We start from the raw sequence: 19,495 nt of genomic DNA, 5'->3' as shown, positions 1-19,495 counted from the left end.
CCTTACTTGAGTGCGGCCGCGTAGATATCTGGCTTGAAGCCAATCAGGGTTCGGTCACCGAGATCAAGCACCGGGCGCTTGATCATCGAGGGTTGTGCCAGCATCAGTTCGATGGCTTTCGCTTGGTCGAGATCGGCTTTGCGTTCGTCGTCGAGTTTGCGAAAGGTCGTGCCTGCACGGTTCAACACCACTTGCCAGCCGTGCTCGTCGCACCATTGGCTCAGGTGTTCACGGTCGATTCCGGCCGTCTTGTAATCATGAAAGTCATAGCTGACAGCGTGTTCATCGAGCCAGGTGCGCGCCTTTTTCATGGTGTCGCAGGCTTTGATGCCGAAAAGGTGCAACGTTTTACTTGAAACGGTCAAGGAATTGCCCCCTTTACAGGTGCTGGAAAAAAATGGTGACGGATTATGCCATGGCCTTCCGGTTAAAGCGCAAAACCTGATGTGGGGTTGCGGGCTGCACGGGCCTGCCAGCAGTCTAGGCGGCAAATATGGCACTTCAAGGATATCTGTCTGATCCCGCTGATGCGGGTCGGCGGGTCACGCCCGATCGGAGGAGAGCCCGTGCCATTGGTGCAAACCGGCGCGGGCGTATTGTGCGAGGTATTGGGTGAGGTGGAGCTGAGTGAAGCCAGGCCAGGACAGTTCAAGTAGCAACTTAATTAGGCTCCTAGGGGTACATGGAACTGATCAATTCTTTATCCAGTTCGCTGAGCGTTGTGTTCTGGGCAATTTCAAACTCACCGTCGGTAAATTCCTTTTGGACCATGTAGTGCATGATTGACGTGGTGTCGTAAGGCGTTCGACGTACGGACGCTGGAGGATATGTCGCAAAGAAATTCTGATGGATTTCATCTCTCGATACATTGAGTGCCCGGCCGTAATCTTCGTAAACCTTTTCTTTATTCCAAGGGATCTTTGATTCTGGATGTAAATGTTCATGCAGCAGTCCCAAGGCATGTCCGAATTCATGCAGCACCATGGCCTCAAACCCCTCGTCCGCAGGTTTGACGGCGATGTACATGGTCGGCTTGGACATCGTTCTGAAAAGCAGCGCATCAGTGCCGATGCTTGAAGCGTTTCGAGAGGTGTTGGTGGAGATTCTGATGTCCCCGTCATTCACGGGGCTGAACTCGATAAGCAGGTTGACGTATTGATCCCATTGCCAAATTACATGTTCGATGGCATTGCGCAGTTCGGCGGTTGGGTTGTCGGTAAAAGATATTCTCAATAACCGGTGCGACGCCCAGTGTTTGTGAAAAGTGGCGGTCGCACGTCTGCCGCGTTCCCCGGATGACTTTTTTCCGGCATTGTCCGGGTTTTCAGCAATGGCAGTGTCGTAGGCTTCTTGTTTGTCGACGTGTCGTATCACTGTACAGAGGAGAGGCAGGGTCATATTAACCTCCATGTTTCGTTGGTTGTTGTCTCAATGGGCGAGATTGAAATCAAATCCTCTCCATATAAGAGGACTTGATTGTGGGTCGGGCCAGCCTGGGCAGGTCAAGTAAGTCCAGGTTCAATGATAAAACCTGTGTTCTTTGCGTCCGGGCAAGGATAAGCCTCGGCCATGAACGCCTTGTCCTTTTCACTGAGCATCAGATTCAGGTCAATCTGAAGTGTCGTGGTCCTGGATTAAATCTTGATTGTCTGGACTGCGTATCAAAGCGTTTTAGTCGGGTGCGGGTGAAGTTTGTTATTAATCGATCGGCTGTTCGGCTTTTGGGTAAGCCTTGCGCATGTTTCGCCTGTCAAGTTTGCTGATGCGAGTGTTGTAGCCTACTTCCCAATCTCCCAGCGTGATTTCGTTGGGAATTGAATAGTGCATGATCGACTCCTTGTCGTAGGCACCGCTAAGAAGTCCGTTAGTGGGCAGAGTGCGGAACAAGTTGAAATCGACGTCATCCTCGGTCCATTTATCGAGTGTTTTATAAAACTCGTAAACCTTGGGTTTGTCCCAAGGGATATTCGCCTTGGGGTGCTGATGCTCGTGTTCGAGTCCCAAGGCATGTCCGAACTCGTGCAGCACGGTGGCTTCGAAATCGGTGCCGTTTGAAGGCGTGGCCAGGGTCAGGGTAGGCTGGTCTATCGGAATGCCTAAAGCATCGCTTCCAACAGCAGACGAGTTGTGCTCGGTGCCTGTCTGAATGCGGATGTCGCCGGGCAGGCTCGCGTCAAATGTGAATGTCAGGTTTGTGCTGGGCTGCCATTGCCGAATGATGCTTTCAATAGAATCTTGCAGGCATTGGGGCACCTCATTGAGAAAAGTGATGTTCAGGGTCCGGTAGTTTCCCCAGAACTTGCTCCAAGCACCAACGGAACGTTTACGTCTCCCGCCCGGGGCGGACTTTTTCTCGTTGGCCGGGTTTTCTGTAATAGCGGCCAGATAAGATGCTTCATCACTGATCGGCTTTATTACTTTGCAAGGGTTACGGTTCATGACTAACTTCCATGTGAGTTAAAAAGAATGCCTGAGTTATTTTGGGTATTCAGGTCCACGGAAGATTAAGCGAGAAAGACTGACTTGTTAAGTTTGAATAAGGTTGGAGCTGTTACTTGATGTTGGCAAGTTCCCGCACGGCATTGCACCGTGCAGGAAATCAATAACTTGTTACTTGCGGGTAATGAACGCGCGAATGCGTTCCGCCGCTTCAACGCACTCTGCCAGCGGTGCAACCAGGGCCATGCGGATGCGCCCGGCACCGGGGTTGAAACCCTCGACATCGCGGGACAAGTACGAACCCGGCACCACCGTCACATGCTCTTTGACAAACAAGTCACGGCAAAACGCTTCGTCATCGCCTTCAATATTCGGCCACAAGTAGAAACCGCCGTCGGGACGTTGCACGTCCATCACCGGGCTAAGGATTTCCAGCACCGCATCGTACTTTTCGCGGTACAGCGCACGGTTGGCGCGCACGTGCACTTCGTCATTCCAGGCGGCGACGCTGGCCAGTTGCGTCTGAACCGGCATCGCGCAGCCGTGATAGGTGCGATACAGCAGGAAGCCTTTCAGGATGCCGGCATCGCCAGCGACGAAGCCCGAGCGCAGCCCCGGCAGGTTGGAACGCTTGGACAGGCTGTGGAACACGACGCAACGCTTGAAGTCCTTGCGACCCAGTTCTACACAAGCGCTGAGCAGGCCTGGCGGCGGGGTTTGTTCGTCGAAATACAGTTCGCTGTAGCACTCGTCGGCGGCGATCACGAAGTCGTGTTCGTCGGCCAGGGCGATCAGCTTTTTCAGGGTTTCAACCGGGATCAACGCGCCGGTCGGGTTACCTGGGGAGCACAGGAACAGGATCTGGCAGCGTTTCCAGATGTCGGGCGAAACGGCGTCGAAATCCGGGTTAAAACCGTTTTCGTCCAGGCAGGGCAGGTAATGCGGCTTGGCCCCGGCGAGGAACGCGGCGCCTTCGTAGATTTGATAGAACGGGTTCGGGCTGACCACCAGCGCATCTTCGCCACGGTTGACCACGGTCTGGGTGAAGGCGAACAGCGCTTCTCGAGTGCCGTTGACCGGCAGCACATTGCGCGCCGGGTCGAGCCAGCCGTTCGGCACGTTGAAACGACGTTCACACCAGGCCGCAATTGCCTCACGCAGGGCCGGGATGCCGAGGGTGGTCGGGTACACGGCCATCTGATCCAGATTACTGGCCAGGGCTTCGGCGACAAAACTTGGCGAGCGGTGCTTCGGCTCGCCGATGGACAGCGCGATCGGGCGCTTGTCCGGGTTGGGCGTGACGCTGCCGAGCAGGGCGCGGAGCTTCTCGAACGGGTAAGGCTGCAACTGGTTCAGAGCGTTGTTCATGCGGGGCCTCTTCTAATGTGGGAGCGGGCTTGTGTGGCGAGGGGGCTTGCCCCCGTTCGGCTGCGCAGCAGTCGCAAAGCCATTGCATGCGGTGTGTCTGAGACACTACGGATGCAGGTTTTGGGGCCGCTTCGCGACCCAACGGGGGCAAGCCCCCTCGCCACAGTAAAACCACCCCCACAGGGGAAATATGTTGGTTCAGATGCTGATGCGCGACAGTTTGATCTCGGGTTCGTGGCTGACGCTAAGCTGCTCGACGATCGCATCCTGCAAACGGCTGCACAGCAACGGGTCGGACAAAGGCTGGTTGTTGGCGTCGGTGATGAAGAACACGTCTTCCACGCGCTCGCCCAGCGTGGCGATCTTGGCGTTCTGCAGCGACAGGTCGAACTCCAGGAAAATCGTGCCGATCCTCGCCAGCAGGCCCGGGCGATCGGGGGCGCTGAGTTCCAGCACGGTCACCGGACGCTGGGCGTCGTTGTGGATCGTCACCTGGGGCGCAAAGGCGAAATGCTTGAGCTGGCGCGGCACCCGGCGCTGGATGATCGTCGGGTAGTCGTCCGGATTGCGCAGGGCCTCGGTCAGGCCGTCGCGGATCTGCTTGACCCGCGCCGGGTTGTCGCCGATCGAGTCGCCGTCGGTGTCGAGCACGATGTAGGTATCGAGGGTGAACTGGCTGCTGGAGGTGATGACCCGGGCGTCGTGAATGTTCAGGTTGAGCTGGTCCATTGCGGCCACGGTCACGGCGAAGAAATCGTGCTGGTCCGGCGCATAGATGAAGATCTGCGTGCCGCCCTCGAATTCGCGCTGGGTGGTCTCCTTGATCAGCACCAGCGGCCCGCCATCAGCCGGCTGTTGCAGGATCGCGTCGCTGTGCCAGGCCACGTCGCCGGCGGTGTGGCGCAGGAAATAGTCATCACCCAGCTGCGCCCACAATTGCTCGACATCGTCCGGATCGGTGCCGCCGCGCACCAGGATATCCAGGGCGGCGCTCTGGGTCTGGCGGATCTGTTCTTCGCGGTCCACCGGATTTTCCAGGCCGCGGCGCAAGGCACGCTTGGTCTCGGTGTAGAGCTGGCGCAACAGGCTGGCGCGCCAGGAATTCCACAGCGTCGGGTTGGTGGCGTTGATGTCGGCGACGGTCAGCACGTACAGGTAGTCTAGATGGGTTTCATCGCCGACGATCTGTGCGAAATCGTGGATCACCTGCGGGTCGGACAAGTCCTTGCGCTGGGCGGTGGTCGACATCACGAGGTGGTTTTGCACCAGCCAGACAATCAGGCGGCTGTCCCATGTCGGCAATTGATGGCGTTGGCAGAAGGCTTCGGCATCCACGGCGCCGATGTCCGAATGGTCGCCGTGGCGGCCCTTGCCGATGTCGTGGTACAGGCCGGCGAGGTAGATCAGTTCGGGCTTGGGCAACTTGGCCATGAGCTTGCTGGCCAGCGGGAATTTTTCCGACACCTGGGTGTACTGCAACTTACGCAGATGCTTGATCAGGTTCAGGGTGTGGGCATCGACCGTATAGATGTGGAACAGGTCGTGCTGCATTTGCCCGACGATAAAGCCGAACTCCGGCAAATAGCGCCCGAGGATGCCGTAACGGTTCATCCGTCGCAGGTTGCGGTGGATGCCGATCTTGCATTTGAACAGTTCGATGAACAGGCTGGTGTTGCGGATATCGTTGCGGAAATCGTCGTCGATCAGGTGCCGGTTTTCCCGCAGCAGACGAATGGTATCGGCGCGCACGCCCTTGATTTCCGGCTGTTGGGCCATCAGCACGAAGATTTCGAGCATGGCGAACGGCGTGCGGCGGAACACGTTGTTGTTGCGTGCCTCGATGTAACCATCGTGCAGTTGGAACCGCGAATTGATCGGCTGCGGCGGCGCTTCATCTTCCGGCGCGAGGATGACTTCCTCGAAATGCTGGATGATCAGGTCGCTGAGCTGGGCGATGCTCATGACCACCCGGTAATACTGCTGCATGAAGTTTTCGATGGCTTGCTTGGCGTCATCGCCTTCGAAACCCAGCAGCCCGGCAATGGAGCGCTGGTGGTCGAACAGCAAGCGGTCCTCGGAACGCCCGGCGAGCATGTGCAGGGCGTAGCGGACCTTCCACAGGAATTCCTGGGACGAGGCCAGCAGGGCGTTTTCGCTCTCCACCAGAAAACCTTCGCCGGCCAGGGCCCGCAGGTTCAGGGTGCCGTACTCGCGACGGGCGACCCACAGAATCGTCTGGATATCCCGCAGGCCGCCGGGCGAGCCTTTGACGTTGGGTTCCAGGTTGTATTCGGTGTCGTTGTATTTGTGGTGACGGGCCTTCTGCTCGGCGCGCTTGGCCAGGAAGAAATCCTTGCTCGGCCACATGTGCGCGGTGCTGGTGACGTCGAGCATGCGCTGGCGAAGGCGCTCGGGGCCGCAGATGGTGCGGCTCTCCATCAGGTTGGTGACGACAGTCAGGTCGGCGCGGGCCTCGACGGCGCATTCGTCCACCGAACGAACGCTCTGACCGACCTCGAGGCCGATGTCCCACAACAACGTGAGAAAACGTTCGATGGAATCGCGGAAAACTTCGTGGTCGGCGCTGTCCAGCAGGATCAGCAAATCAATGTCGGAGTAGGGGTGCAACTCGCCGCGACCGTAGCCGCCGACCGCCACCAGCGCGATGTCGGCGTCTTCGCTCCAGTTGAACTGCTCCCAGGCCTTTTGCAGGATGTTATCGACGAACCAGGCGCGATCCTCGATCAGCCGGCGGATCTCCCGGCCGCTGCGAAAGCGCCCGTCGAGCACCTCGCGGGCCTGGCGAATCGCCTTCTTGAAGGCCGCGATCGGGCTGGCCTTCAGGGCCAGTTCAGCCTGGAACTGGCCACGGTCGAAGAGTTCGGGATCCACCTGCGGCATCGATTGGCTTTCCTTTCTATAAGGCTAGGGGCAAAACGGGTCGATCAGGCCGAAACGCGCGGGATGGTGTCATCGGCGCGCAGGGTGAAGATCTCGTAGCCGGTGTCGGTCACCAACAGGGTGTGTTCCCACTGGGCGGACAATTTGCGGTCCTTGGTGATCGCGGTCCAGCCGTCGCCCAGGACCTTGGTGTCGGCCTTGCCCTGGTTGATCATCGGCTCGATGGTGAACGTCATGCCCGCTTTCAGCTCCATGCCGGTGCCGGCGCGGCCGTAGTGCAGGATCTGCGGCTCTTCGTGGAACACCTTGCCGATGCCGTGGCCGCAGAACTCGCGAACCACCGAGAAACCGTTCTTTTCCGCGTGCTTCTGGATCACTTCACCGATGTCGCCCAGGCGGCAGCCGGGTTTGACGATTTCGATGGCCTTGTACATGCATTCCTGGGTGACCTGGGACAGGCGCTCGGCCCAGACCGGCACGGTGCCGACGTGGAACATGCGGCTGGTGTCGCCGTGGTAGCCGTCCTTGATCACGGTCACGTCGATGTTCACGGTGTCGCCATTCTTCAGCGGCTTCTCGTTCGGAATGCCGTGGCAGACCACGTGGTTGATCGAGGTGCAGATCGACTTCGGGAAGCCCTTATAGTTGAGCGGGGCGGGGATGGCTTGCTGCTCGTTGACGATGTAGTCGTGGCAGATGCGGTCCAGCTCTTCGGTGGTGACGCCCGGTTTGACATGTTCGGCAATCATTTCCAGCACATCGGCGGCCAGTTTGCCGGCGATCCGCATTTTTGCGATGTCCTCGGGGGTTTTGAGGGTGACGGTCATACAGGCTCTCTCTGCGCTCAACGGCGCTTACTAATTCGAAATGGGCATTGTGCGATCAAGCTTCGCGGCCCTGAAAAACGCGATTCTAACAGACGATCAGCGCAAATCTGAGCCTCTGTGCATCGCTTCTCTCTATAGATAGGCGCATTCTTGAGCGATTCCAAGGGCGTTTATAAAGGCGCGCGCCAGGAATCGAGAATCCGGGTTCCGTTTTTTGCAGCCCTGTGATATAAAATGCGCCGCTTTCCGGGGATACCCCGAGAAGCTTAAATCCACACACGTGTCGACACGATGACCTGGGTGCCTTCAGCTGATGCTGCTGGTTGGTCATTGGGATACGTGGAGGCCAAACCCGACTTATTAAGGAACTATCATGTCCCAAGTCAACATGCGCGATATGCTGAAGGCCGGTGTGCACTTCGGTCACCAAACCCGTTACTGGAACCCGAAAATGGGTAAATACATTTTCGGCGCGCGTAACAAGATCCACATCATCAACCTTGAAAAAACCCTGCCAATGTTCAACGAAGCTCTGACTTTCGTAGAGCGCCTGGCCCAGGGCAAAAACAAGATTCTGTTCGTTGGCACCAAGCGTTCCGCTGGCAAGATCGTTGCTGAAGAAGCAGCACGTTGCGGTTCGCCGTACGTCGATCACCGCTGGTTGGGCGGCATGCTGACCAACTTCAAAACCATCCGTGCTTCCATCAAGCGTCTGCGTGACCTTGAAGTGCAAGCCGAAGACGGTACTTTCGCCAAGCTGACCAAGAAAGAAGCGCTGATGCGCACTCGCGATCTTGAGAAGCTCGATCGTTCCCTGGGTGGTATCAAGGACATGGGCGGTCTGCCAGACGCACTGTTCGTTATCGACGTTGATCACGAGCGCATCGCGATCACCGAAGCCAACAAGCTGGGCATCCCGGTTATCGGCGTAGTCGATACCAACAGCAGCCCGGAAGGCGTTGACTACATCATCCCAGGCAACGATGACGCAATCCGCGCTATCCAGTTGTACATGGGTTCGATGGCTGACGCTGTAATCCGCGGTCGCAACCACGTTGCTGGCGGCACCGAGCAGTTCGTTGAAGAAGCTCCGGTAGCAGCAGCTGAGTAATTGACGCCTTGGCGTTGACTCAGTAAGCAAAAAGGGGGCTTGGCCCCCTTTTTGCCACCTCGAAAACCATTTGTCGGCAGCGCAGCTACAAGTTCTGTAACGTGCAGCGGCCTACAAGGGTGATTCGGGAAGAATTGAACGCCCGTTCGATCGGGTGGAATGGTTGATAACCTATCCAAGAGGATTTTTGAAATGGCAGAGATTACTGCAGCGTTGGTTAAAGAACTGCGTGAGCGTACTGGCGAAGGCATGATGGATTGCAAAAAGGCCTTGACCAAGGCCGGCGGCGACATCGAAAAAGCCATTGATGACATGCGTGCTTCGGGCGCCATCAAGGCTGCCAAGAAAGCTGGCAACGTTGCCGCTGAAGGCGCGATCGCTCTGAAAGAAGACGGTAAAACCGCCGTTCTGCTGGAAGTGAACTCGCAGACCGACTTCCTGGCTTTGCAGGATGACTTCAAGGCATTCGTTGCTTCCAGCGTCGAAAAAGCATTCGCTGACAAGCTGACTGATGTGGCTCCGCTGATCGAAGCTCAAGAAGCTGATCGCCTGGTTCTGGTCGGCAAGGTTGGCGAAAACGTCAACATCCGTCGCCTGGCACGCGTTGAAGGTGACGTTGTTGGTGGTTACCTGCACGGCAACAAGATCGGCGTAGCCGTTGTCCTGAAAGGCGGCACTGTTGAGCTGGCCAAGGACATCGCCATGCACGTAGCGGCGACCAACCCTGAATTCCTGCTGCCATCGGAAGTTTCCGCTGAAGCGGTTGAGCGTGAGAAGGGCGTGTTCCTGACCCTCAACGCCGACAAGATCGCTGGCAAGCCAGAAAACATCGTTGAAAACATGGTCAAAGGCCGTATCAGCAAGTTCCTGGCTGAGGCTTCCCTGGTTGAGCAGGCGTTCGTCAAGAACCCTGAAATCAAGGTTGGCGAACTGGCCAAGAAAGCCGGTGCTGAAATCGTTTCCTTCACCTACTTCAAAGTAGGCGACGGCATCGAGAAGCCGGTCGACAACTTCGCTGAAGAAGTTGCTGCCCAGCTGGCTGCCGCCAAGCAATAAGACGGTTTTTTAACTGTCGCCCTGAAGAGGCTGCCCGCTTACGCGCGCAGCCTCTTTTCAGATGGGCTACCAATTTTTATTGGTTTCCCTTTGGAACTGGCTTACAAAGCCATGTTCCGATGGCGCTGAAGCAGCGCCAAGCTAGAGTGAACGCCAGCTGTAAACAGCTCGCAAAGAATTTTTTAAAATACGCCGCAGGAGAGATTCGCAATGGCTCAGCAGGGCAGTGGTTATCAGGCTCGCTATAAACGCATTCTACTCAAGCTTAGCGGCGAGGCCCTGATGGGCTCGGAAGAGTTCGGGATCGATCCGAAAGTTCTGGATCGCATGGCGCTGGAAGTCGGCCAACTGGTCGGCATCGGTGTACAGGTCGGTCTGGTGATCGGTGGCGGCAACCTGTTCCGTGGGGCAGCGCTGAGCGCGGCCGGCATGGATCGGGTCACCGGCGACCACATGGGCATGCTGGCCACTGTGATGAACGCCCTGGCCATGCGCGACGCACTGGAACGTGCCAATATCTCGGCCATCGTGATGTCGGCCATTTCCATGGTTGGCGTGACCGATCACTACGATCGCCGCAAGGCCATGCGTCACCTGAACGCCAAGGAAGTCGTGATTTTCGCGGCCGGTACGGGCAATCCGTTCTTCACCACGGATTCGGCAGCTTGCCTGCGTGCAATCGAAATCGATGCCGATGTCGTGCTCAAGGCGACCAAGGTCGATGGCGTCTACACCGCTGACCCATTCAAAGACCCGCATGCCGAGAAGTTCGATCATCTGACTTACGATGAAGTGCTGGATCGCAAGCTGGGCGTGATGGATCTGACGGCCATTTGCCTGTGCCGCGACCACAAGATGCCATTGCGCGTATTTAACATGAACAAGCCCGGCGCCCTGCTGAACATCGTACATGGCGGCGCTGAAGGGACCCTGATCGAGGAAGGCCAACAATGATCAACGAAATCAAGAAAGACGCTCAAGAGCGCATGCAGAAATCCCTGGACTCTCTGAACCATGCATTTGGTCAGATTCGTACCGGCAAGGCTCACCCAAGCATTCTGGGCAGCGTGATGGTGCCGTACTACGGCACAGACACGTCCATCACCCAAGTGGCCAACATCACCGTAAAAGACTCCCGGACCCTTCAGGTCGTGGCGTTTGAGCGCAACATGCTCGCGGCAGTCGACAAAGCGATCCAAAGTGCCGGTTTGAACCTCAACCCGACCAACCTGGGCGAGTTGCTGCTGATCTCCATGCCTGCCCTGACTGAAGAAACCCGCAAGGGCTTCACCAAGCAGGCGCGTAGCGCAGCTGAAGATGCCCGTGTTGCCGTGCGCAATATTCGTCGTGATGCACTTGGCGACCTGAAGAAACTGGTCAAGGACAAGGAAATCAGCGAAGACGAAGAGCGTCGTGCCGCTGCTGATATCCAGAAGCTGACCGACAAGGCTGAGGCCGATATCGACGCAGCGACCAAGCAAAAAGAAGCGGACCTGATGGCCGTATAAGGGTCGCGTTTTCATGGATAAGACCAAGCAGACTGCGCCGTCCGCGGTGCCGCGCCATGTCGCGATCATCATGGATGGTAACAATCGCTGGGCGAAAAAACGCTTTATGCCGGGTGTCGCCGGGCATAAAGCGGGTGTGGATGCGGTTCGTGCGGTTATCGAGGTGTGCGCCGAGGCCAAAGTCGAGGTGCTGACCCTGTTCGCCTTCTCCAGTGAAAACTGGCAGCGCCCGGCCGATGAGGTCAGCGCCTTGATGGACCTGTTCTTCAAGGCGTTGCGTCGCGAGGCCAAGCGCCTCAACGACAACAACATCAGCCTGCGCATCATTGGCGACCGTTCGCGTTTTCACCCCGAGCTTCAGGCAGCGATGCGCGAAGCCGAGGCGATTACCGCCGGCGCCAATCGCTTTATCCTGCAGATCGCCGCCAACTACGGCGGTCAGTGGGATATCGCGCAAGCTGCGCAGCGTCTGGCACGGGAAGTCCAGGCCGGGCATTTGCGCCCGGAAGACATCACCCCGGAACTGCTGCAAACCTGTCTGGTCACCGGCGATCTGCCGTTGCCGGACTTGTGCATCCGTACCGGCGGTGAGCACCGCATCAGCAATTTCCTGCTGTGGCAGCTGGCGTACACCGAGCTGTACTTCTCCGACCTGTTCTGGCCGGACTTCAAACACGAAGCCATGCGCACCGCGCTGGCCGATTTCGCTTCTCGTCAGCGCCGCTTCGGTAAAACGAGCGAGCAGATCGAGTCTGGAGCCCGGGTTTAATGCTTAAACAACGAATCATTACTGCGCTGATCCTGCTGCCGATCGCCTTGTGCGGGTTTTTCCTGCTCGAAGGCTCCGGTTTTGCGCTGTTCATCGGGCTGGTCGTGACCCTGGGTGCATGGGAGTGGGCTCGCCTGGCAGGTTTCACTGCCCAGCCGATTCGCGTTGCCTATGCGGCTCTGGTCGCGCTGATGCTGTTTGTCATGCATGTCCTTCCCGGGCTCGCGCCTTGGGTATTGGGCGCCTCTGTGCTCTGGTGGGCAGTGGCGACGTACCTGGTGCTGACCTATCCGCGCTCCAGCGAACACTGGGCCAGCGCCGCCTGCAAACTGGTGATCGGTCTGTTGATCCTGCTGCCCGCGTGGCAAGGTCTGGTCCAGATCAAGCAAGAGCCCTTGGGCAACTGGCTGATCATGGCGGTCATGGTGCTGGTTTGGGGTGCTGACATCGGTGCGTACTTCTCCGGGCGCAAGTTCGGCAAGCGCAAGTTGGCGCCGCAAGTCAGTCCGGGCAAGAGCTGGGAAGGCGTCTATGGTGGCCTGGCGCTGAGCCTGGTGATCACGCTGGTGGTCGGCCTGGTTCGCGACTGGACGGTGGCGGAGTTGCTTAAAGGCCTGGTCGGCGCCGCATTGATCGTGTTCATTTCGGTGGTGGGCGACCTCACCGAAAGCATGTTCAAGCGTCAGTCCGGGATCAAGGACAGCAGTAATCTGCTGCCCGGTCACGGCGGTGTGCTGGACCGTATCGACAGCCTGACCGCCGCGATACCGGTGTTCGCGGTGTTGTTGTGGATGGCTGCACCGTGAGCCGCCCACAGCAGATTACCGTCCTGGGGGCGACAGGCTCGATTGGCCTGAGCACCCTGGATGTCATTGCGCGTCATCCCGAGCGCTATCAGGTGTTCGCATTGAGCGGTTTTACTCGATTGAGTGAGCTGCTGGCCTTGTGCGTGCGACATGTACCGCGGTTTGCGGTCGTGCCTGAAGCGGGTGTTGCCCGGGTCCTGCAGGACGACTTGCGCGCTGCCGGCCTGTCGACGCGCGTTCTGGTGGGGGAGGAGGGCCTGTGTCAGGTCGCTGCCGACCCTGAAGTCGATGCGGTCATGGCGGCCATCGTTGGTGCGGCGGGCTTGCGTCCGACCCTGGCGGCGGTCGAGGCGGGCAAGAAGATCTTGCTGGCCAACAAGGAAGCGCTGGTGATGTCCGGCGCCTTGTTCATGCAGGCCGTGCGCCAAAGCGGTTCGGTGCTGCTGCCGATCGACAGCGAGCACAATGCGATTTTCCAGTGCATGCCCAACGATTTCGCCCGCGGTCTGGGAGCGGTTGGTGTGCGTCGGATTTTACTGACGGCCTCTGGCGGTCCGTTCCGGCAGACGCCGATGGCGGAATTGGCGCACGTGACCCCCGATCAAGCCTGCGCTCACCCGAACTGGTCGATGGGGCGCAAGATATCGGTCGATTCGGCCAGCATGATGAACAAAGGCCTTGAGTTGATCGAAGCCTGCTGGCTGTTCGATGCCAAGCCATCCCAGGTTGAAGTGGTGATTCATCCCCAGAGCGTTATCCATTCGCTGGTCGACTATATCGATGGTTCGGTATTGGCGCAGTTGGGTAACCCGGATATGCGTACGCCGATTGCCAACGCCCTGGCCTGGCCAGAGCGGATCGACTCGGGTGTCGCCCCGCTGGATCTGTTTGCCATTGCGCGCCTGGATTTCCAGGCGCCCGATGAACAGCGTTTCCCGTGCCTGCGCCTGGCGCGGCAAGCGGCAGAGGCGGGCAAAAGCGCGCCGGCCATGCTTAATGCGGCAAATGAAGTGGCGGTCGCGGCCTTTCTCGACGGGCGGGTTCGTTACCCGGAAATCGCGAGTATCATCGAGGAAGTCTTGAATCTCGAGCCTGTGGTGGCGGTGAATGATCTCGAGGCGGTGTTCACCGCAGACGCCAAGGCGCGTGTGCTGGCCGAACAGTGGTTGAGTCGTCACGGGCGATAAGTGCTGCAGTACGTTTGCCCCCATGCAGCACTGGATAGGATTGCGGAGAAAGTAGATGAGCGCGCTCTATATGATTGTCGGCACCCTGGTAGCCCTGGGCGTGCTGGTCACCTTCCACGAATTCGGCCATTTCTGGGTCGCACGTCGCTGTGGGGTCAAAGTGCTGCGCTTCTCCGTGGGCTTCGGCATGCCGTTGCTGCGCTGGCACGACAAGCAAGGCACTGAATTCGTGCTGGCCGCCATTCCGTTGGGTGGCTACGTGAAGATGCTCGACGAGCGCGAAGGCGAAGTGCCGGTCGATCAGCTCGATCAATCCTTCAATCGCAAGTCCGTGCGTCAGCGCATTGCCATCGTTGCGGCGGGCCCGATCGCCAACTTTCTGCTGGCGATGGTGTTTTTCTGGGTGTTGGCCATGCTCGGCAGCGAGCAGGTGCGCCCGGTTATCGGCGCAGTCGAGTCCGGCAGTATCGCCGCCAAGGCGGGTTTGAGCGCGAATCAGGAAATTGTGGCCATTGATGGCGAGCCGACTTCCGGGTGGGCGGCCGTGAACTTGCAACTGGTCCGTCGCCTTGGCGAGAGCGGTACGTTGCAGTTGTTGGTGCGTGAGCAGGGCTCGACGGCCGATTCGCCGCGTGAGCTGGCGCTGGATCACTGGCTCAAGGGTGCCGATGAGCCGGATCCGATTCGCTCGCTGGGTATTCGCCCATGGCGTCCGGCCTTGCCGCCGATCCTGGCGGAACTCGATTCGAAAGGGCCGGCGCAAGCTGCGGGCCTGAAGACCGGTGACCGGTTGTTGGCGCTTGATGGCAAGTCTCTGGATGACTGGCAGCAAGTGGTCGATACAGTACGTATGCATCCGGATACCAAAATCATGCTGCGCGTCGAGCGCGATGGTGCTCAAATCGACGTCCCTGTGACGCTGGCAGCCCGCGGCGGGAGCAAAGCGCCTACGGGTTACCTGGGCGCCGGGGTTAAAGCAGTCGATTGGCCACCAGAGATGATTCGCGAGGTCAGCTACGGTCCGATAGCCGCAATTGGGGAGGGTGCCCGACGCACCTGGACCATGAGTGTACTGACCCTCGATTCGCTCAAGAAAATGTTGTTCGGCGAGCTCTCGGTAAAAAACTTGAGTGGACCGATAACCATTGCTAAAGTGGCGGGCGCTTCTGCCCAGTCGGGTGTCGCTGATTTCCTGAATTTCCTTGCTTATCTGAGTATTAGCTTGGGTGTTCTGAATTTGTTGCCCATTCCAGTACTGGATGGGGGGCATTTGTTGTTTTATCTGATCGAGTGGGTGCGTGGTCGCCCCTTGTCAGATCGGGTGCAGGGTTGGGGGATACAGATCGGTATCAGTTTGGTGGTCGGGGTGATGTTGCTTGCTCTGGTCAATGATCTGGGTCGACTGTAACGCTTCGCTGAATTGCGAATCTGCCGCATTTTGCGGCAGTTTGTTTATTGCCAGTTGGAATAAGAAAGGACTTCATGAAACGTCTGCTGCTAACTGCGGTTCTCACCGTATTGATGATCGCCGAAGTTCACGCCGAGTCCTTCACTATCTCTGATATTCGCGTCAATGGCCTCCAGCGGGTCTCCGCGGGTAGTGTCTTTGGTGCCTTGCCGTTGAACGTCGGTGAACAGGCGGATGATCGTCGCCTGGTGGAATCCACTCGTGCGTTGTTCAAAACCGGTTTCTTTCAAGATATCCAGCTGGGTCGCGAAGGCAATGTCCTCGTTATCACGGTAGTCGAGCGTCCGTCGGTCGCGAGTATCGAGATCGAGGGTAACAAGGCTATCTCCACTGAAGACCTGATGAAGGGCCTCAAGCAATCCGGCCTGTCCGAAGGCGAGATCTTCCAGCGTGCCACCCTCGAAGGTGTGCGTAACGAACTGCAGCGCCAGTATGTCGCGCAGGGTCGTTACTCGGCGACCGTCGACACCGAAGTGGTGGCGCAGCCGCGTAACCGCGTGGCGTTGAAGGTCAATATCAACGAAGGCACCGTTGCCGCTATCCAGCACATCAACGTGGTGGGTAACACGGTCTTCCCCGATGACGACCTGATCGACCTGTTCGAACTCAAGACCACCAACTGGCTGTCGTTCTTCAAGAACGATGACAAGTACGCTCGCGAGAAACTCTCCGGTGACCTGGAGCGTCTGCGCTCCTACTACCTGGACCGCGGCTATATCAACATGGATATCGCTTCGACCCAGGTCTCCATCACCCCGGACAAAAAACACGTCTACATCACGGTCAACGTCAACGAAGGCGAGAAATACACCGTTCGTGACGTGAAACTCAGTGGTGACCTGAAAGTGCCTGAAGACCAGGTCAAGTCCCTGCTGCTGGTCCAGAAAGGCCAGGTGTTCTCGCGCAAGCTGATGACCACGACTTCGGAACTGATCACGCGTCGTCTGGGTAACGAGGGTTACACCTTCGCCAACGTCAACGGCGTGCCTCAGCCTCACGATGACGATCACACGGTAGACATCACGTTCGCTGTTGATCCGGGCAAGCGTGCCTACGTGAACCGCATCAACTTCCGTGGCAACACCAAGTCCGAAGACGAAGTGCTGCGTCGTGAAATGCGCCAGATGGAAGGTGGCTGGGCTTCGACCTACCTGATCGACCAATCCAAGACCCGTCTTGAGCGTCTGGGCTTCTTCAAGGAAGTGAACGTCGAAACCCCGGCCGTACCGGGCGTGGACGATCAGGTGGACGTGAACTACAGCGTTGAAGAACAGGCTTCCGGTTCGATTACCGCCAGTGTCGGTTTCGCCCAGAGCGCCGGTCTGATCCTCGGTGGTTCGATCACCCAGAACAACTTCCTGGGTACGGGTAACAAGGTCAGCATCGGACTGACCCGAAGCCAATACCAGAGCCGCTATAACTTCGGTTATGTCGACCCGTACTGGACCGCTGACGGTGTGAGCCTGGGCTACAACGCGTTCTATCGCACCACTGACTACAAAGACCTCGATGTCGATGTTGCAAGCTATGCGGTAGACAGCCTGGGTGCTGGCGTCAGCGTCGGTTACCCGATCAGCGAGACTTCGCGTCTGACCTTTGGCCTGACTGCACAGCAGGACAAGATCAAGACCGGTCAATACACCGTCGACGAGATTTTCGACTTCGTAAACCGTGAAGGCGACAGCTACCTGAACTTCAAGGCGTCCGCCGGTTGGTCCGAGTCCACGTTGAACAAAGGCGTACTGGCGACCCGTGGCCATTCCCAGAGCCTGACTCTGGAAACCACGACCCCTGGCAGCGACCTGTCGTTCTTCAAACTCGATTACCGTGGTCAGTTGTTCCAGCCAATCACCGAGAACTACACCGTACGCCTGCACACCGAACTCGGTTACGGCGACGGCTACGGTTCAACCGACGGCTTGCCGTTCTATGAAAACTACTATGCTGGTGGTTTCAACTCGGTTCGTGGCTTCAAGGACAGTACCCTTGGTCCGCGCAGTACCCCAAGCCGTGGCTTTGACAAGACGGGTAACGTCGGTACGCTCGCCGACCCGGACCAGGATCCGCTGCCGTTCGGTGGTAACGTCCTGATCCAGGGTGGCGTCGAAGTGTTGTTCCCGCTGCCATTCGTCAAGGATCAGCGTTCCCTGCGTACTTCGGTATTCTGGGATGTGGGTAACGTATTCGACTCCAAGTGCGACAAGACGACGAACGCCAATGTCGGTTCGACCTCTCAAACAGAGTGCAACGACATCAGCCTGAGCAACGTAGCCAGTTCCGTCGGTGTCGGCGTGACATGGGTTACCGCACTGGGTCCTCTGAGCTTCGCGTTGGCCATGCCGGTCAAGAAACCGGATAACGCTGAAACCCAAGTGTTCCAATTCTCCCTCGGCCAGACGTTCTAAGCGTCTGACCCATAACGACAATGGATTTTGTAGGAGTGCATCGTGCGTAAGTTGACTCAATTGGTTCTCCTGGCGACCGTACTGGTAGCAGGTCCGGCTTTTGCCGACATGAAAATCGCCGTCCTGAACTATCAGATGGCCCTGCTTGAATCCGACGCGGCGAAAAAATACGCCGTGGACGCGGAGAAGAAGTTCGGCCCGCAGCTGAGCAAACTCAAGACGCTGGAAAGCAGTGCCAAAGGTATCCAGGATCGTCTGGTAGCCGGTGGTGACAAGATGCAGCAAGGCGAACGCGAACGCCTGGAGCTTGAGTTCAAGCAAAAGGCCCGTGACTTCCAGTTCCAGTCCAAGGAATTGAACGAAGCCAAAGCCGTTGCCGACCGTGAAATGCTGAAGCAGCTCAAGCCGAAACTGGACAGCGCTGTGGAAGAAGTCATCAAGAAAGGTGCTTTTGACCTGGTCTTCGAGCGTGGCGCAGTGATTGATGTCAAACCTCAGTACGACATCACTCGCCAGGTTATCGAGCGCATGAATCAGCTGAAGTAATCCATGACAGCGACTATAAAGCTCGGCCAATTGGCCGAGTTCCTCGGCGCCACCCTACGTGGCGACCCGGAGAAAGAAATTACTGGGCTAGCCACTTTGCAAGAGGCTGGCCCAGCTCAGTTGAGCTTTCTGGCAAACCCGCAATACCGCAAATACCTGCCGGACAGTAAAGCCGCAGCCCTGTTGCTCAAGGCCGCCGACGCTGAAGGTTTTGCCGGTAATGCGTTGGTCGTGCCTGATCCTTACCTGGCTTACGCCCGCATTTCCCATCTGTTCGATCCCAAGCCGAAAGCGGCTGCCGGTATTCATCCGACAGCGGTCGTGGCGCCGGACGCGGTGGTCGATCCGGCGGCAAGCATCGGGGCCTTTGCGGTGATCGAAAGCGCCGCGCGTATTGCCGCGGGTGTGACCGTCGGGGCGCATTGCTTCATCGGTGCGCGATGCGAGATTGGTGAGGGCGGCTGGCTGGCTCCGCGGGTCACGCTGTACCACGACGTGCGCATTGGCAAACGCGTGGTGATTCAGTCGGGTGCTGTGCTCGGTGGTGAAGGTTTCGGTTTTGCCAATGAGAAAGGTGTCTGGCAGAAGATCGCCCAGATTGGTGGCGTGCTGGTCGGCGACGATGTGGAGATTGGCGTGAACACCGCCATCGACCGTGGTGCGTTGGCCGATACCATTCTTGGTAACGGTGTGAAGCTCGACAATCAGATCCAGATCGCCCACAACGTCCAGGTCGGTGATCACACTGCCATGGCCGCGTGCGTGGGGATCTCCGGCAGCACCAAGATCGGCAAGCACTGCATGCTCGCCGGAGGTGTAGGGCTGGTGGGGCATATCGAGATTTGCGACAACGTTTTCCTGACCGGGATGACCATGGTGACCCACTCGATTACCGAGCCGGGTTCCTACTCTTCCGGTACAGCCATGCAACCGGCTGCCGAGTGGCGCAAAAGCGCGGCACGCATCCGTCAGCTCGATGACATCGCGCGGCGTCTGCGACAGCTGGAAAAGCGAGTAGGGGAAGTGACCCCTGGCGGTAATGCTTCATCAGATGGCTGATACCATTTCCATATCAAGTGTGCACAGCCGCTAGACTGCCTCCTT

The 19,495-nt window shown here is 58.0% G+C and carries 17 protein-coding genes; 11 read left to right on the top strand and 6 right to left on the bottom strand.

Annotation, left to right across the window (positions count from 1 at the left end; translation table 11 throughout):
* Positions 1–2: 2 nt before the first annotated feature.
* The 6 genes from FQ192_RS03575 to map all read right to left on the bottom strand — a co-directional run bounded on the left by FQ192_RS03575 (position 3) and on the right by map (position 7,535).
* Positions 3–365: an ArsC family reductase gene (locus FQ192_RS03575; protein WP_123597057.1), complete on the bottom strand. Its 363-nt coding sequence runs from the start codon at positions 363–365 to the stop codon at positions 3–5.
* A 307-nt stretch (positions 366–672) separates the two neighbouring features.
* A complete protein-coding gene (locus tag FQ192_RS03570) occupies positions 673–1,398 on the bottom strand; it encodes a M12 family metallopeptidase (RefSeq protein ID WP_178128994.1) in 726 nt (241 codons plus the stop codon).
* 300 nt (positions 1,399–1,698) lie between these two features.
* Positions 1,699–2,439 (bottom strand): M12 family metallopeptidase, encoded by a 741-nt coding sequence (locus FQ192_RS03565; protein WP_149657384.1) that lies wholly within the window; start codon positions 2,437–2,439, stop codon positions 1,699–1,701.
* 171 nt (positions 2,440–2,610) lie between these two features.
* Positions 2,611–3,807: a succinyldiaminopimelate transaminase gene (gene dapC, locus FQ192_RS03560; RefSeq protein WP_149657383.1), complete on the bottom strand. Its 1,197-nt coding sequence runs from the start codon at positions 3,805–3,807 to the stop codon at positions 2,611–2,613.
* A 198-nt stretch (positions 3,808–4,005) separates the two neighbouring features.
* On the bottom strand, positions 4,006–6,708 hold the full coding sequence (locus FQ192_RS03555; RefSeq protein ID WP_149657382.1) for a [protein-PII] uridylyltransferase: 2,703 nt from the start codon (positions 6,706–6,708) through the stop codon (positions 4,006–4,008).
* Positions 6,709–6,752: 44 nt separating this feature from the next.
* Positions 6,753–7,535 carry a type I methionyl aminopeptidase gene (gene map / locus FQ192_RS03550; RefSeq protein WP_123405751.1) on the bottom strand — a complete coding sequence of 261 codons (783 nt, stop codon included), beginning with the start codon at positions 7,533–7,535 and terminating at the stop codon, positions 6,753–6,755.
* Between the two features lie 373 nt (positions 7,536–7,908).
* On the opposite strand from map, the gene rpsB reads away from it, so the two are divergent.
* From rpsB to lpxD, 11 genes are all read left to right on the top strand, one after another.
* Positions 7,909–8,646: a 30S ribosomal protein S2 gene (rpsB, locus tag FQ192_RS03545; RefSeq protein WP_003219330.1), complete on the top strand. Its 738-nt coding sequence runs from the start codon at positions 7,909–7,911 to the stop codon at positions 8,644–8,646.
* 192 nt (positions 8,647–8,838) lie between these two features.
* Positions 8,839–9,702, top strand: coding sequence for a translation elongation factor Ts (gene tsf, locus FQ192_RS03540; protein WP_149657381.1), 864 nt, complete (start codon positions 8,839–8,841; stop codon positions 9,700–9,702).
* A 210-nt stretch (positions 9,703–9,912) separates the two neighbouring features.
* Positions 9,913–10,656, top strand: coding sequence for a UMP kinase (gene pyrH, locus FQ192_RS03535; RefSeq protein ID WP_003172271.1), 744 nt, complete (start codon positions 9,913–9,915; stop codon positions 10,654–10,656).
* Entirely contained in the window at positions 10,653–11,210 is a 558-nt protein-coding gene (gene frr / locus FQ192_RS03530; protein ID WP_007949335.1) for a ribosome recycling factor, read from the top strand. Before pyrH ends, frr begins: the two co-directional genes overlap by 4 nt.
* A gap of 13 nt (positions 11,211–11,223) precedes the next feature.
* Positions 11,224–11,979: a polyprenyl diphosphate synthase gene (uppS, locus tag FQ192_RS03525; protein WP_133837242.1), complete on the top strand. Its 756-nt coding sequence runs from the start codon at positions 11,224–11,226 to the stop codon at positions 11,977–11,979.
* Positions 11,979–12,785: a phosphatidate cytidylyltransferase gene (locus FQ192_RS03520; RefSeq protein WP_149657380.1), complete on the top strand. Its 807-nt coding sequence runs from the start codon at positions 11,979–11,981 to the stop codon at positions 12,783–12,785. The genes uppS and FQ192_RS03520 overlap by 1 nt, the downstream gene beginning before the upstream one ends.
* Complete coding sequence (ispC, locus tag FQ192_RS03515) at positions 12,782–13,972, top strand: 1-deoxy-D-xylulose-5-phosphate reductoisomerase (protein ID WP_149657379.1); 1,191 nt, start codon at positions 12,782–12,784, stop codon at positions 13,970–13,972. Before FQ192_RS03520 ends, ispC begins: the two co-directional genes overlap by 4 nt.
* Positions 13,973–14,027: 55 nt before the next feature.
* Positions 14,028–15,380 carry a sigma E protease regulator RseP gene (gene rseP / locus FQ192_RS03510; RefSeq protein WP_149657378.1) on the top strand — a complete coding sequence of 451 codons (1,353 nt, stop codon included), beginning with the start codon at positions 14,028–14,030 and terminating at the stop codon, positions 15,378–15,380.
* 74 nt (positions 15,381–15,454) lie between these two features.
* Complete coding sequence (bamA, locus tag FQ192_RS03505; protein WP_149657377.1) at positions 15,455–17,845, top strand: outer membrane protein assembly factor BamA; 2,391 nt, start codon at positions 15,455–15,457, stop codon at positions 17,843–17,845.
* A 42-nt stretch (positions 17,846–17,887) separates the two neighbouring features.
* The gene (locus FQ192_RS03500) at positions 17,888–18,391 is read left to right on the top strand and encodes an OmpH family outer membrane protein (RefSeq protein WP_092272436.1); all 504 of its coding nucleotides are present in this window, start codon (positions 17,888–17,890) and stop codon (positions 18,389–18,391) included.
* Between the two features lie 3 nt (positions 18,392–18,394).
* Positions 18,395–19,450, top strand: a complete 1,056-nt coding sequence (lpxD, locus tag FQ192_RS03495; protein WP_149657376.1) for a UDP-3-O-(3-hydroxymyristoyl)glucosamine N-acyltransferase — start codon at positions 18,395–18,397, stop codon at positions 19,448–19,450.
* Positions 19,451–19,495: the final 45 nt, after the last annotated feature.

The sequence above is a fragment of the Pseudomonas sp. ANT_J12 genome, from assembly GCF_008370045.1.
Lineage (GTDB): Bacteria > Pseudomonadota > Gammaproteobacteria > Pseudomonadales > Pseudomonadaceae > Aquipseudomonas.
This window is presented reverse-complemented; position numbering and strand designations above follow the sequence as displayed.